This is a genomic window from Soonwooa sp., from assembly GCF_032062245.1.
Lineage (GTDB): Bacteria > Bacteroidota > Bacteroidia > Flavobacteriales > Weeksellaceae > Soonwooa.
Genome location: NZ_DAMBQF010000005.1, coordinates 81,607 through 96,380, shown reverse-complemented (window position 1 = coordinate 96,380; position 14,774 = coordinate 81,607). Strand labels below are relative to the sequence as shown.

The 14,774-nt window shown below is 33.8% G+C and carries 14 protein-coding genes; 13 read left to right on the top strand and 1 reads right to left on the bottom strand.

Translation table 11 applies throughout. The features are described 5' to 3' along the window. Positions 1-114 precede the first annotated feature (114 nt). The 9 genes from RT037_RS04885 (at position 115) to RT037_RS04845 (ending at position 8,759) form a co-directional block, all read left to right on the top strand. Positions 115-1,017, top strand: a complete 903-nt coding sequence (locus RT037_RS04885; protein WP_312321640.1) for a DUF4349 domain-containing protein — start codon at positions 115-117, stop codon at positions 1,015-1,017. A gap of 109 nt (positions 1,018-1,126) precedes the next feature. Continuing rightward, complete coding sequence (gene pgi / locus RT037_RS04880; RefSeq protein WP_313028528.1) at positions 1,127-2,776, top strand: glucose-6-phosphate isomerase; 1,650 nt, start codon at positions 1,127-1,129, stop codon at positions 2,774-2,776. Then, positions 2,770-3,600 carry a class I SAM-dependent methyltransferase gene (locus RT037_RS04875; RefSeq protein WP_312321642.1) on the top strand — a complete coding sequence of 277 codons (831 nt, stop codon included), beginning with the start codon at positions 2,770-2,772 and terminating at the stop codon, positions 3,598-3,600. Before pgi ends, RT037_RS04875 begins: the two co-directional genes overlap by 7 nt. 35 nt (positions 3,601-3,635) lie before the next feature. Next, positions 3,636-4,520, top strand: a complete 885-nt coding sequence (locus RT037_RS04870) for a bifunctional 5,10-methylenetetrahydrofolate dehydrogenase/5,10-methenyltetrahydrofolate cyclohydrolase (protein ID WP_312321643.1) — start codon at positions 3,636-3,638, stop codon at positions 4,518-4,520. Next, positions 4,513-5,145, top strand: a complete 633-nt coding sequence (locus RT037_RS04865) for a 7-carboxy-7-deazaguanine synthase QueE (protein ID WP_312321644.1) — start codon at positions 4,513-4,515, stop codon at positions 5,143-5,145. The genes RT037_RS04870 and RT037_RS04865 overlap by 8 nt, the downstream gene beginning before the upstream one ends. Before the next feature lie 90 nt (positions 5,146-5,235). Then, on the top strand, positions 5,236-6,549 hold the full coding sequence (locus tag RT037_RS04860; RefSeq protein ID WP_313028527.1) for an exopolysaccharide biosynthesis polyprenyl glycosylphosphotransferase: 1,314 nt from the start codon (positions 5,236-5,238) through the stop codon (positions 6,547-6,549). A 27-nt stretch (positions 6,550-6,576) separates the two neighbouring features. Next, the gene (locus RT037_RS04855; RefSeq protein WP_313028526.1) at positions 6,577-7,329 is read left to right on the top strand and encodes an ABC transporter permease; all 753 of its coding nucleotides are present in this window, start codon (positions 6,577-6,579) and stop codon (positions 7,327-7,329) included. After that, positions 7,329-8,108, top strand: a complete 780-nt coding sequence (locus RT037_RS04850) for an ATP-binding cassette domain-containing protein (protein WP_312324466.1) — start codon at positions 7,329-7,331, stop codon at positions 8,106-8,108. Before RT037_RS04855 ends, RT037_RS04850 begins: the two co-directional genes overlap by 1 nt. Before the next feature lie 12 nt (positions 8,109-8,120). Next, the gene (locus tag RT037_RS04845; RefSeq protein WP_313028523.1) at positions 8,121-8,759 is read left to right on the top strand and encodes an outer membrane beta-barrel protein; all 639 of its coding nucleotides are present in this window, start codon (positions 8,121-8,123) and stop codon (positions 8,757-8,759) included. Between the two features lie 32 nt (positions 8,760-8,791). On the opposite strand, the gene RT037_RS04840 is transcribed toward RT037_RS04845, so the two are convergent. Next, a complete protein-coding gene (locus RT037_RS04840) occupies positions 8,792-9,109 on the bottom strand; it encodes a hypothetical protein (protein ID WP_312324469.1) in 318 nt (105 codons plus the stop codon). Positions 9,110-9,235: 126 nt separating this feature from the next. Between RT037_RS04840 and RT037_RS04835 the strand changes: the two genes are divergently transcribed. From RT037_RS04835 to RT037_RS04820, 4 genes are all read left to right on the top strand, one after another. Next, positions 9,236-9,910, top strand: coding sequence for an NUDIX hydrolase (locus RT037_RS04835; RefSeq protein WP_313028522.1), 675 nt, complete (start codon positions 9,236-9,238; stop codon positions 9,908-9,910). A 107-nt stretch (positions 9,911-10,017) separates the two neighbouring features. Then, entirely contained in the window at positions 10,018-11,994 is a 1,977-nt protein-coding gene (locus tag RT037_RS04830; protein WP_313028521.1) for a TonB-dependent receptor, read from the top strand. A gap of 2 nt (positions 11,995-11,996) precedes the next feature. Beyond that, positions 11,997-12,983, top strand: a complete 987-nt coding sequence (locus RT037_RS04825) for an AAA family ATPase (protein ID WP_313028519.1) — start codon at positions 11,997-11,999, stop codon at positions 12,981-12,983. Positions 12,984-13,057: 74 nt separating this feature from the next. After that, a complete protein-coding gene (locus RT037_RS04820; protein WP_313028518.1) occupies positions 13,058-14,773 on the top strand; it encodes a hypothetical protein in 1,716 nt (571 codons plus the stop codon). Position 14,774: the final 1 nt, after the last annotated feature.

The window sequence follows — 14,774 nt, the reverse complement described above, 5'->3', positions numbered from 1 at the left end:
ATTTTCAATCGTTTAAAATTGCAAACTAAGCTTTACAACTAAAAAACAAAAAGCTTACAAAAAGAAAATTTCAGTTTGGTTTTAGCTTTATCACAATTCTAAAACCCATATATTATGAAATCAATTATTAAAATCTCAATCGCAGCAGCTTTTATTAGTTTAGGTGTTATCTCATGTGTTAAACACGAAACAGGAGAAGCTTCTACAATGGAAATGTCTAAAGCAGAAATCGCAACTACAGATAACGCTTCTGTTGCGGCGTCTCAACAAGTTGAAGGTAAGAAATTCATTAAAACCGCCAACATTGACATGGAAGTTAAGAATGTCTACGATGCTTCGGTGGCTATCGAAAAATCTTTGGTGAAATTGGGCGGTTTTGTTACGAAAAGCCAAATGAAAGCGCAAACGGTTTCAGAACGAACATTCAACACTTCTGATACTGAAGCGACTTTAGTTCGAAAATATCAAAACGAAAACACGATGCAAGTTCGGGTTCCGACTGAATTTTTAGGGGATTTTTTAAATGATATTAATCAAAATAAATTGTTTCTAAATGCAAGAATTATCAATGCAGATGATGTTACCGCAAATATTGCTTTAGCAAAACTAGATGCGCAACGTCAACAAAAGAACGAAGAAAACATCAATCAACTTAAAGCCAACAAAGATAAAGTAGAACTGGCCGACGACAATTATCGCGAAGCCAACAATCAAAAAGTTGCCAACATCAGTATAGCCGACCAACTGAAATACAGTACAGTTGATATTTATCTAAAAGAACCAAATGTTAGTGTTGCACAAATCCCAATTCCAAATACGCAAAACTATGATAATCAATTCAAAAGCAACTTCGGATTCGAATTAAAAAATGGGTTGGTAGAAGGCTTTTATATGATTCAGCAGATTGTGGTTTTCTTGGTTTCTATTTGGCCAATTTTACTAATAATTGCTGGTTTAATTTATTTAAACAAAAAGAAACTCTTCTTAAATCGTTTTTCGAAAGAGCTAAAATCATAATAAAAGTTCCGTCTATCGAGGCGGAATTTTTTATTTAGAAAAGCATAAAAATCTGCAAGCTCATCCGACGAATTTTCAGTAAATTTGTAGATTAAAAACATTTGTGATTATGCTTCCAAAAATTAATCCATCTCATACCAAAGCTTGGGAAGACTTAGAAAGTCATTTCGCAAACAACGATTTTGAATTGAGAACACTTTTCAAATACAATCCAGAACGTTTCAAAGAGTTTTCTCTTGAAACAGAAGATTTACTATTTGATTACTCAAAAAACCTTATCGATTCGCGTACTTTGGATCTGTTGTTAAAATTAGCAGAAGAAACGCAATTAAAGGAAGCCATCGGACAAATGTTCTCTGGTGAAAAAATCAACGAAACTGAAAACAGAGCCGTTCTGCATACTGCTTTACGCGACTTTTCGGAAACACCAATTTTGGTAGATAGCGAAAACATTAAACCAGCTATCAAAAAGGTTTTGAACCAAATGAAATCTTTTTCAGAAAAAGTAATTTCTGGTGAGCACAAAGGTTTTTCAGGAAAAGAAATTACGGATGTTGTCAACATCGGGATTGGCGGCTCAGATCTTGGTCCAGTAATGGTTTGTTCAGCTTTGAAGCATTTTAAAACACGTTTGGATGTTCATTTTGTTTCAAATGTTGATGGCAATCATATTGCTGAAGTTCTTAAAAACCTAAATCCAGAAACGACTTTATTTATTGTCGCTTCTAAGACATTTACCACGCAAGAAACAATGACCAACGCGCAGTCTGCAAAATATTGGTTCTTAAAATCTAGAGCAAATGAAGCTGATGTTGCTAAACATTTTGTTGCGCTTTCTACAAATACAGAAAAAGTTAATGAATTCGGAATTTTAGCCGAAAATACTTTTGAGTTTTGGGATTGGGTTGGGGGTCGTTATTCTTTATGGAGTGCGATTGGATTAAGCATTGTTTTGGCAGTTGGTTATGATAATTTCGAAAAATTATTAAAAGGTGCCGAAGCAACAGATATTCATTTTAAAACTAAAGATTTTAAAGAGAACATCCCTGTGTTGATGGGACTTTTGGGGATTTGGTACCGAAATTTTTACGCGGCAGGAACATACGCTATTTTACCTTATTCTCAATATCTTGATCGTTTTGCGGCTTATCTGCAACAAGGCGACATGGAAAGTAATGGGAAATCGGTGGACAGAAATGGTGATTTTGTCGAATATGAAACAGGACCTATTATTTGGGGTGAACCTGGAACCAACGGACAACACGCATTTTATCAATTAATCCATCAAGGCACAGAATTAATTCCATCAGATTTTATTGCGTTTTCAAAATCTTGCAATGATGTGTCTGATCATCAAGATAAACTTTTAGCCAATTTTTTCGCTCAAACGGAAGCTTTAGCATTTGGAAAAACCGAAGAAGAAGTTTTAGTAGAATTAGAAAATCAAGGTCTTTCTGAAGAAGATATAGAAAAGCTTATCAATTATAAAATATTTGTTGGTAACACGCCAACTAATTCTATATTAATCAAAGAATTAACCCCTTACACTTTAGGACAATTGATTGCCTTTTACGAGCATAAGATTTTTGTACAAGGTGTCATTTGGAATGTGTTCAGTTTTGACCAATTTGGTGTTGAGTTAGGAAAAGTTCTAGCCAACAAAATTCTATCACAATTAAAAGACAATCAAGACGTTACAAGCCACGACTCATCAACTAATGGTTTGATGAATTATTATAAGAAATCTAAACTATGTTAAAAAGGAATCTTTTTTATAAACTATCACCAAAGTATCGTTTTTTCGTTAGAAAGCTATACTTCTCTCCTATTGACTTTTATGAAGGCATTACTGGTAAAAGAGAAAAGTATATTCCTAAAAAAGGAGATATTTTTATTGGACCTGGCGATTTTAAACAAAAGGGACAAGAACAATTATCCTTACTTAAAAAATACATAGCGTTAAAGCCCAATGACAAAGTTCTAGATATAGGTAGCGGTATGGGTAGAACTGCCATTCATCTTACAAAATATCTAAATTCTGATGCTACATACGACGGTTTTGATGTGGTAAAAAAAGGAGTAAATTGGTGTCAAAAAACAATTAGCAAAGATTTTCCGAATTTTAAATTTCAGTTCGTTCCATTAAATAATGATCTATATAATGAGTACGAAGGAAAAGCTGAAAATTTTAAGTTCCCATATCAAGATAATTTATTTGATAAATCTTTTTTATTCTCGGTTTTTACGCACATGAGAGTTAATGAAATTGATAACTATCTTAATGAAATCCAACGTGTCTTAAAAATAGATGGAATGTGCTTGGCGACATTCTTTATTTATAGAAAAAATGAGGATTTGAGTAAATTCCCTGGATTTAAATTTCCTTATGAAAAAGATGGCTACCGTCTACTCGATGAAAAAGTACAAGGTGCAAACATTGCGCTCGAATATTCTTTTTTAGAAAAAATGATACAAGATGCAGGTCTCAAAATCGAGCAGCACATAGTTGGTTTTTGGAGAGATTTTAGTCTAGATAGAAAAGATCGAGATTTTCAAGACGTTTTGATTTTAAAAAAGAAGTAAAAATATTCTAATATAAAAAGTAAAAAGAAAGAAAAATGGCGCAAATCTTAGACGGACTAAAAGTCTCAAAAGAAATTAAACAAGAAATCCGCGAGGAGGTCGAAAAAATTTTGGCTAGCAAAAGACGTGCTCCACACTTAGTTGCCATCTTAGTTGGTAACAATGGCGCAAGTAAAGCTTATGTCAATAGCAAAGTAAAAGATTGTGAGGAAGTTGGTTTTAGTTCAAGTTTAATCAAATTCCCAAGTACAGTTTCTGAAGCTGAACTTTTAGAAAAAATTGATGAACTTAACAAATCAAAAGCAGTGGATGGTTTTATTGTTCAATTACCTTTACCAAAGCAAATTGACCAAGAAAAAATCATTATGGCAATTGACCCTAGAAAAGATGTGGATGGCTTTCACCCAGAAAATTTCGGGAAAATGGCTTTAGAAATGGACACGTTTTTACCTGCAACTCCTTTTGGAATTTTGACTTTGCTAGAGCGCTACAATATTGAAACAAAAGCAAAAAATTGTGTAATTATTGGTCGTAGTCGCATCGTTGGAAAACCAATGAGCATTTTGATGGGGAGAAAAGATTTCCCCGGGAATTCGACTGTGACGTTGACGCATTCTTACACACAACATATAGAAGAATATACTAAAAAAGCAGATATCGTGATTACCGCTTTAGGCGATCCACACTTCCTAAAAGGTGATATGATCAAAGAAGGCGCTGTAATTATTGACGTTGGTATTACACGTGTTGACGACGACTCAGAAAAAGGTTATCATCTTGCAGGCGACGTAGACTTTGACAGTTGCGCTGCAAAGGCAAGTTGGATAACGCCAGTACCTGGTGGTGTTGGTCCCATGACACGAGCGATGTTAATGAAAAACACGATTATCGCTTACAAAACTTCAGTTTATAATGACTAAAGAACAAGAAGATTTATTATTAAAAGAAGGTAAAATGCTCCCAGTGATGGAGCATTTTTACACTATTCAAGGAGAAGGATTTCATGCTGGAAAAGCAGCTTATTTTATTAGATTAGGTGGTTGCGATGTTGGCTGTCATTGGTGTGATGTTAAAGAAAGTTGGGATCCGACACTTCATCCATTAATGTCAACCGAAGAAATTGCGGAAACCGCAGCCAAATATTGTAAAACTATAGTATTAACTGGTGGCGAACCCTTGATGTGGAATTTAGATTTACTAACATCTAAGTTAAAATCACTTGGTTGCACCATTCATATCGAAACTTCTGGCGCTTATCCGATGTCGGGACAATTGGATTGGATTACATTATCTCCTAAAAAGACAGGCTTACCATTAGAAGACATCTACAAAGTAGCTAATGAATTGAAAGTCATCGTATTTAACAACAGTGATTTAAAATTCGCTGAAGAACAAGCCGCAAAGGTAAATCCTAACTGCGAATTGTTTTTACAAAGTGAATGGAGTAAAAAAGATGCTAATTATCCGAAGATAACCGACTTTATATTGGAACATCCAGAATGGCGTTCCTCAATCCAAACGCATAAATACTTAAATATTCCTTAAAAAAAATATTATATTAGCGGATTGATTATAATGTAGATGCAAAAACTTCGATATTCTCGATATTTTAAAAGCCTTATGATACTATTAGATATGATTCTAGTAGCATCTGTTTTTGTGATATTTTATTATCGAAATTTTGAATGGAAATACGACTCGGTTGAGATTGAACAAAATCTACTTTCTACAGCCTTATTATGTTTATTTTGGATCCTGTTGAGTGGACGTACTCGGCTATATGATGTCCCAAGGAGCTTAACATTTACTAGTTACCTCGAGAGGATTATTGTTCACATCTTCATTTTCTTTTTGGGTGTCATTCTATTAGGAAAGGTAAGTAATAACGAATTTTTAAAAACAGAACGTTTCTATCTAGCTGGCTTCATGCTTTTAGTGATGGTTCCTTTTAAAAGCTTGGTTTTTTCTCTTTTAAAGTACATCAGAACTTTGGGGAAAAACCACCGAAACGTTATGTTCATTGGTGAAAATGGTTCAACGGAAATCCTAAGAGAAATCATTGAAACTCGTTCTGATTATGGTTACAAGATTTTTGAATACCCACAAGAAAATTACAATATAGACAAGCTTATTAATTTTTGGAAGAAAGAAGGAATCCACACTGTTTTTCTTCCTTCTGAAAATTGTTTAAACGCAGATTTAGAACGAAAAATTTTTCTTGCTGCTGAAAGTAACAAAGTCATTATTTCATTAGTACCGAATATCATTCAGAATAATTTTTTTGAATACGACATTAACTATATTGTAACCTTACCAATCCTATCTCCTACTAAATATCCTTTGGATTATTTCACAAATGCATTATTAAAGAGATGTTTTGATATTGTCTTTTCAGTAGTTGTATTATTTGGAATTTGCTCTTGGCTATTTCCCATTATTGCTATTTTAATAAAGTTAGACAGTAAAGGTTCTATCTTTTTTAAACAAAAGCGTTATGGTTTTCATGAAGAAATTTTTGAATGCTGGAAGTTCCGTACAATGGTCAACAATGCAGATTCCACAACCAAAACAACAGAAGTCGGTGATAAACGCATTACTAAACTTGGAAAATTTCTTCGAAAATCTAGCATCGACGAACTGCCACAATTTATTAACGTTTTTAAGGGCGAAATGTCTGTTATCGGACCAAGGCCACACATGCTTTTAGTTGACGAATTTTACAAACCAAAGATTAGTCGTTACAGTATTCGAAGTCTTGTAAAGCCAGGAATAACAGGACTTGCCCAAGTCAATGGACTACGTGGTGATGATGGCGACATGAACATCCAAATGAAAAAAAGAGCACTTGCCGACGCTTTTTATGTAAAAAATTGGAGCTTTAGCCTAGATTTTGTTATTATTCTCAAAACCATATACTTGGTAATTGTTGGAGATAAAAATGCACGATAATCTCCGCAAAAAGTTTAATTTTACAAAATGTTTAGAAGATTATTTAAGGCAATAGGCGAATACGTTCTCTTGTTAGGAAAAGTAATAAGCAAACCGCAAAAAATGCAGGTTTTCATGAAGCTACTCATGAGAGAAATATACGACCTAGGCGTTAATTCGTTTGGATTGGTACTTTTCACATCTTTCTTCGTGGGCGCAGTTGTAGCCATCCAGATGTTTAACAATTTCTCAGCTTCTAGTTTTCCGATTCCTTTATCCTTTATTGGATATGCAACAAAGGTTGTCTTAGTCCTTGAGTTTTCACCAACGATTATTTCGGTAATTCTTGCAGGTAAAGTAGGATCATATATTGCCTCAAGTATAGGAACAATGCGTGTTACAGAACAGATTGACGCACTAGATATTATGGGTGTTAACTCTCCAAATTTTTTGATTTTACCTAAAATTTTTGCGAGCGTTATTTTTAATCCTTTATTAATTGCAATAAGTATATCTGTAGGTATTTGGGGCGGACATATTGCAGGTATCGTTACTAAAAACTGGACGGAAGCAGATTATATTACTGGTATCCAAATGTATATGCCATCATTCTTTATTTGGTATGCATTTTTGAAAACTGCAGTTTTTGCTTTTTTAATTGCCACAATTCCTGCTTATTTTGGATATAATGTAAAAGGAGGTTCATTGGAAGTTGGTCGGGCAAGTACGCAGGCGGTTGTTTGGACAATCGTATCAATTATTATTTGTGACTTATTATTAACCCAAATGCTTTTAAGCTAATGATTGAAGTTAAAGATTTAAAAAAGAGCTTTGACGGAACTGAAGTTCTTAAAGGTATTACTACAACTTTTGAAACAGGAAAAGTTAATCTCATTATCGGACAAAGTGGTTCTGGGAAAACGGTTTTCCTGAAAAGTTTACTTAATGTGTATCAACCTACAAGTGGCGCTATTTTATTTGATGGTCGTAATATTGTTGATATGTCTCGTGACGAAAAGCAATTATTAAGATCAGAAATTGGAACGGTTTTCCAAGGAAGTGCACTTTTCGATTCGATGACTGTTGAGGAGAATATACAATTTCCGCTAGATATGTTTACGAATATGACTTTCCGTGAAAAGAAACGTAAAGTTTTAGAAGTAATTGGGCGTGTTAATTTGCAAAATGCCAATAGAAAATTCCCTTCAGAGATTTCTGGTGGAATGCAAAAACGTGTTGCCATCGCGAGAGCAATTGTTAACAATCCGAAGTATCTTTTTTGTGACGAACCTAACTCTGGTCTAGATCCGTATACATCTAATGTTATCGATGATCTTTTAATGGAAATTACAAAAGAATACAACACTACAACCATCATTAACACCCACGATATGAACTCGGTAATGACCATTGGAGAAAAGATTTTGTATCTTCGTCTCGGTGTTAAAGAATGGGAAGGCAATAAAGATATTTTGGCCACAGCTAAGAATAAAAACTTAATTGACTTCGTTTATTCATCAGAATTGTTCAAGCAATTAAGAAATTTTATGCTTGAAAATGATCAAACAAGTTTAACGTAAAATTATATATTCATGAAAAAATTAATCACAGCGATGGCAATGTTTGCAAGTGTTGCAGCATTTTCTCAAGTTACACTAGGAGCGAGAGCTAACCTTTTGTTCAATACGTCTTCAGCAAAATGGAAGGATATTAAAAACACAGCTTCTAATGCTTGGGAAAGCAACGGAAAGAGCAACACTGGATTTAATTTTGGTCTATCTGCTAAAATTAATCTTCCTGTAACTTCTCTTTTTGTAATGCCAGAAATCTATTACACAAGTATCAAAAACTCTGTTGAAGTTAATGACCCTGTTGCTGGTAAAAATATAGAACTTGAAGCTAAAAACGATAGAATAGACATTCCTGTTTTGTTAGGTTACAATCTAATGGGAGAAACTTTGAGCGCTTTTGTTGGTCCTGTTTTTTCAGTTAACACTTCAAAAGACAATAAGTTTGAAAACTTTACAGAATCACAAACTAAAGACTTTGGTGTTGGTTACCAATTTGGTGCAAATGTAACACTTAAGAAATTCGTTATCAATGCAAGATACGAAGGAGCCTTCTCTAAAGATCAAAGAAAATTCATCAACACAGTTGGTGGTAACAATACAGAGATAAACTATGACAATAGACCAAGCTTCTTTATCCTAGGTTTGGGTTACAATTTCTAATAAAAAAATTTCATTAAATAAAAAGAGCAGAATTACAAATAATTCTGCTCTTTGTTTTGTTGCTTAGCCGCCTCTTCAAGTTCTTTAGCCAAAGTTTGTTGTTGCTTTTCAAGCTCCAACTTATCTTTTTCTAATTGCTTATAAGCTTTTCTACGCTCATCCTCCTTAATAGCACTTCCCTTACTCACATAGCCAACAATTCCTCCGATTATCAAACCCAAACCGACACCGGCCATAATTCCCATAAAGTGGGACAGTTTCATTTCTCCTATAGAAAAATTGGTTGTTGCGTAAAATAGTAAAGCTGCAATCCCAAATAGGACCAAACCTATAATAGTTAAACTTCTCATAGTTCTATTTTTTTGTGTTTTGAGATACAAATTTACTAATGTTTTTGAATCTTGTATGTCTAAAATATTTAAAAGACTGGTATAACAAACTTAATAAAACCTATCTTTGCGTGAAAATAACACAAAATGCAAAATATAAAAGTAGCCGTTGACGCAGTTGTATTTGGGTATTTCGAAAATAGAGAATTGCACATTCTTTTAATTAAAAGAAATATAGAACCTTTCCTCTACTCTTGGGCATTACCTGGTGGTTTAGTAAAAAATGAAGAAACTTTGGAGGAAGCTATTTCTCGGGAACTTCACGAGGAAACTGGTGTCAACACAACCTTCATTGAACAGCTATACACATTTGGAGAACTCAATCGGGATCCTAGAAATCGCGTTATTTCGGTGGCTTATCTTGGTCTTGTTAATCCAAAATCATACGACCTAAAAGCTTCAACAGACGCCTCGGACGCACAGTGGTTTAGTATTAATAATCTACCCAATCTCGCATTTGATCACTCAACGATTGTTACGAAAGCGTTAGAACGTCTACGTACTAAAATCCAATATCAGCCAATTGGTTTTAATCTTTTAAAAACTGAGTTTGCATTTTCGGATCTAGAAAGTCTTTATCAAAGTATTTTAGGAAGAGACATTGATCGTCGCAATTTCAGAAAAAAAATAATGAGTTACAATCTTCTAATCGAAACAAAGAATTTAAGAAAAGAAGGAAGCGGTAGACCAGCTAGACTATTTCAATTTAATCAAGAGAAATATCAGAGTTTAGAAAAACAAGGCTTTTATTTCGAGATTTAATTTTATATGTTGGTTTTCAGTATTTTAATTATTTGTGTAAAATAAACATTAATTAAAATTTTGAAAGTTTAAAAATCAATTATACATTTGTGTAAAATTAACACAAAATGAAACATTTAAGCATAATCCTTTTTTTGTTTGTAGCTATTAAAACTAATGCTCAAAAACAAGACAGCATCCAAAATATTGACAGTATTGTTATTATAAGCCAAGCCAAAAAATTAGATGCAGTCAATTACCTCAATTATCTTCCACAAAAAGACGTTCAGAATAATGGTAAAGAACTTCCCTTTCTTATCAATAAACTTCCTGCTGTAACTTCTTATTCGGATACTGGTAGCAACAACGGATATTCTTACTACAGAATTCGAGGAGTCGATCAAACACGTGTTAATGTTAACTTCGAAGGCGCTCCTATGAACGAGCCAGAAGATCAAGGTGCTTATTTTTCTAACTTCCCTGATTTTTTTAATTCCGTTGACTTTTTGCAAATTCAAAAAGGTATTGGACTCAGCAAAAACGGAACTGCCAGTTATGGTGGAAGCTTACAAATTAATGCACCAAATCTTCATCAAAGAGCATTAGAATTTGGGACAGATTACGGTTCTTACAATGCATTTCGAGCTTATGCTAAATACACTTCAGGATTGATAAAAAATAAGGCAATCCACGTAAGAGTAAGCGAAATTTACAACGGAGGTTACAAGTATAACTCAACCAATCATGGACAATCTGCAATGATAAGCGCAGGTATTTTTAGTCCAAAATCTACGTGGAAATTCAACACAGTTATCGGAAATCAAAATAACGATTTGGCTTGGCTGGGCGTTACCAAAGAACAAATTGATCAGGATCCACGTACCAATGCGAATAGAAACGAAATAGATCATTTCTTCCAGAGTTTTTTCCAATTATCAAATCAGACTAAACTTGGGCAAAATACAACTTGGCAAAATGCGGTTCATTTCACATTTCTAAAAGGAAATTATGACTTTAACCTCAACAATTTTATCGGACTTCCAGAAGATGCTGAAATCTACAACTACGGTTTCCAATCTAATTTTGGCGGGTTTTATTCTAATTTAGAAACAAAATGGAATCACTTAAAAATACAAACTGGACTTAATGCCAATTGGTATAACCGCGATCATATTTTCACAGAAAAACAATTAGGCCAACTCTATGAAAATACTGGTTACAAAAACGATTTTAGCGCCTTTGTAAAAGCAGATTACCACTGGGAAAAAATAAAAATTTCTGGAAGTCTTCAATACCGTCATGCAAAATTCTCATACAAAGGTGACGCAGAACTTACACCGTTAGAATGGGATTTTCTAAACCCAAAATTTGGAATAACTTATAGCCTAAAACCAAATCAAGAACTATATTTCAGTTTGGGAAAAGTTGGACGAGAACCTACTAGAAACGACATTTTTGCTGGAAATGATAATCTATCAGTTGATGATCACAACCAAATAATTCTTGGTACGACAACACCAGAATATGTCACCGATTACGAATTGGGTTACCGGTATTTTAGCAATAATCTAAAAATATCTGCGAATCTTTTTTACATGAAATTTAAAGATGAAATTGTTTTAAACGGACAATTTGGACCCAACGGAATTGCAATAACCAACAAAGTGGACAAAAGTTATAGAATGGGACTTGAGCTGTCAGCTGATTATAAACTTAATGACAATTGGATGCTATCAAATAACAGCTCTTGGATGTCTTCAAAAATCAAACAAAGCACTGAAAGTTTTACTCCAATACTAACACCAAAATTAATTGTAAATCAAGAAATTAAATACGTAAAAAATGCTTTGCAACTACAAGCAAGTTATCGTTATCAAGCTACATCTTTTATTAATTTTGCGAATGATAAAAAAATCCCATCTTATCAACTTGTAAACGCAGCCGCATTCTACAATTTTACAAAATGGGAAGTTGGTATTCTTGTCAATAATATTTTCAATAATATATATTTTAATCACGCTTACGCTGAGGCGGATGGCACGGCAAAATACTTCGTGCAAATGCCAAGAAACTTTATGATAAGTATTAAATATAAAGCATTTTAACCATGAAAGCCTTCGTATTTGGGAAGTTTTATCCATTTCATTTGGGACATAAAGCTTTGATAGATTTTGCTTTACAAAACAATGATTTTGTAGAAGTAATGGTTTGCACAGAACAAAAAGAACGACTTTCTGGCGAACTCAGAAAAAGTTGGATTGTAGAAAGCTTTTCTAATAACAACCGACTAAAAGTTATTGTGTTCAACTACAAAGAAGAAGATTACGCTAATACGTCTGAAGCTTCTTGGGAAGTTTCTAAACAATGGAGCGAAATTTTTAAAACTTATTTTCCTGATTTTGAAACTGTTGTCACGTCTGAACCTTATGGAGAAATGATTGCTGAACTAATGAGTATTCAACACCAACTATTTGATATTAACCGACTTAAACATCATATTTCCGCTTCCGAAATTCGAGCTAACATTTACAAAAATTGGGACTTTCTACCGAAAGCTGTTCAAAAACATTTTTCATTAAAAATCGTCTTACTAGGAACCGAAAGCACTGGCAAAACCACGCTTACCGAAAAACTAGCAAAACATTATTATTGTAATTTTGTTTTGGAAGCAGGACGAAATATTGTTGATGATTCTAAAGATTTCGAATTTAATGATCTTAAAAAAATATATCTTAAACATTATAAACGAATTAAATCATCTAGTCTAAATAATTACTTAAACATCATTGACACAGATTTTCACATTACAGAATCATATTCAGAATTCATTTTTAATAAAGAATTAGATATTCCTAAATATATAAAAGCTGAACAAAAAGCACAGCTTTTCATTTATCTTTCAGCAGATGCACCTTACTTTCAAGACGGAACTCGACTCAACGAATCTGACCGAAATGCCCTTGATATTCATCATCGAAAGCATCTCCAAAAATCTAACATTGACTTCATCGAAATTTCTGGAAATTGGCAAGAACGTTTCGAAAAAAGTGTTCAACTCATTGATCAACTCATTTTGGAAAACTCAAAAATTTAGTTTTAAATAAGATTATAACATTGGTCATAAAAGAAATTACTTCTTAAATTTGAGTTCGAAATCAGATTTCTTTTATGAAAGCAATTTTTATCGCAAGCCTATTTGTCTCGACAATTCTGTGGGGACAATCTTACAAAACGCCTTTCGAACAAGGCAATGGCAAACAAACAACCACTTACGCAACGATGCGTTCTTACTACCAACAATTAGCAAAGGATTTTAAAACTATCAGCTATCTAAAAATGGGTAAAGATGACAACGGCGAGCCTATCGAAGTTGTGATATTTAATCCTTACAAACAAGATGTTGAAACTCTTATCAAGACCAAATCTGTGTTGCTTATCAACAACGGAATTCATCCTGGAGAACCAGATGGCATCGATGCGACCATGGCGATGATGCGTGATTTTGCAACAAAAAAACTAAATGCTCCACAAAATATATTGATTGCAGCAATTGCAGCCTATAATGTTAGCGGCATGATGAATCGTGGACAGTTTTCGCGTGCCAATCAAAATGGTCCAGAACAATATGGCTTCCGAGGAAACGCCCGCAACTACGATCTTAACAGAGATTTTATAAAAACGGACACTAAGAATTCTTGGAGTTTTCAGAAGATTTATCAATATTTTCAGCCTGATGTTTTTATTGACAATCACGTTAGCAATGGCGCAGATTATCAATATACTTTCACTTATATTTCAACGAATAAAGAGCGTTTAGGGAAACCGCTTGGCAATTATTTTCATCAAAATATGCAACCCGAAATTTTAAAAAGTTTTACGGAACGCAATATTCTTTCGGTGCCTTATGTTAATATTCATGGAGATGTTCCAGATAAAGGATTCCCTGCTTTTGTAGATTCGCCACGTTATGCGACTGGCTACACGACTTTGTTTAACTCGATTGGAACCGTTGTGGAAACACACATGCTAAAACCTTATAAAGATCGTGTTGCCGTGACTTATGATTATATGTTGGAAAGCATTAATTATATGGAAAAAAATTATCAACAAATAAAACAAAAGCGCCAAGAAGCTCGCAACGAATACAAAATAGGTCAAGATTATCCGCTTCGTTGGAAGTTGGATTCTACAAAATACAGTCAACTGGACTTTAAAGGTTTTGAAGCTGGATATAAGCCAAGCGTCATTTCGGGGAAGCCAAGGCTGTATTATGATAGAAACAAAAAATTTTCAAAACCGATTTTGTATTACGACACTTACACACCAATAAGTTTTGTGAAAATCCCGAAATATTATGTGATTCCGCAATCCGAATATCATGTTATTGACCTTTTAAAACTAAATAACATCGAAATGAAAACCATTAAAAAAGACAGTTTAATTTCTGTTGAGCAATATCGAATTCGAGATTTTAAAACGGTGCAAAATCCTTACGAAGGTCATTACCTTCATTACGAAACTGTTGTTGGTAAAGAAAATACGCAAAAGACTTTCCGTACTGGTGACGTGCTTCTCAATCTCAACCAAAACGGCATGAAGTTCTTACTCGAAATTTTGGAACCCGAAGCCGTGGATTCTTATTTTAACTGGAATTTTTTCGATGCTATTCTTGGTCAAAAAGAATATTATTCGGCTTATGTTTTTGAAGATACGGCTGAGCAATTAATTAATAATGATAAAGCGCTAAAAACGGCTTTCGAGTTAGAAAAAGCAAAGGATCCTAAATTTGCTCAAGATGGCGCAGCACAATTGGATTGGGTCTACAAAAACTCGCCTTATTACGAGAAAACCCACAGATTGTACCCTGTTTTCAGGATTAATTAAG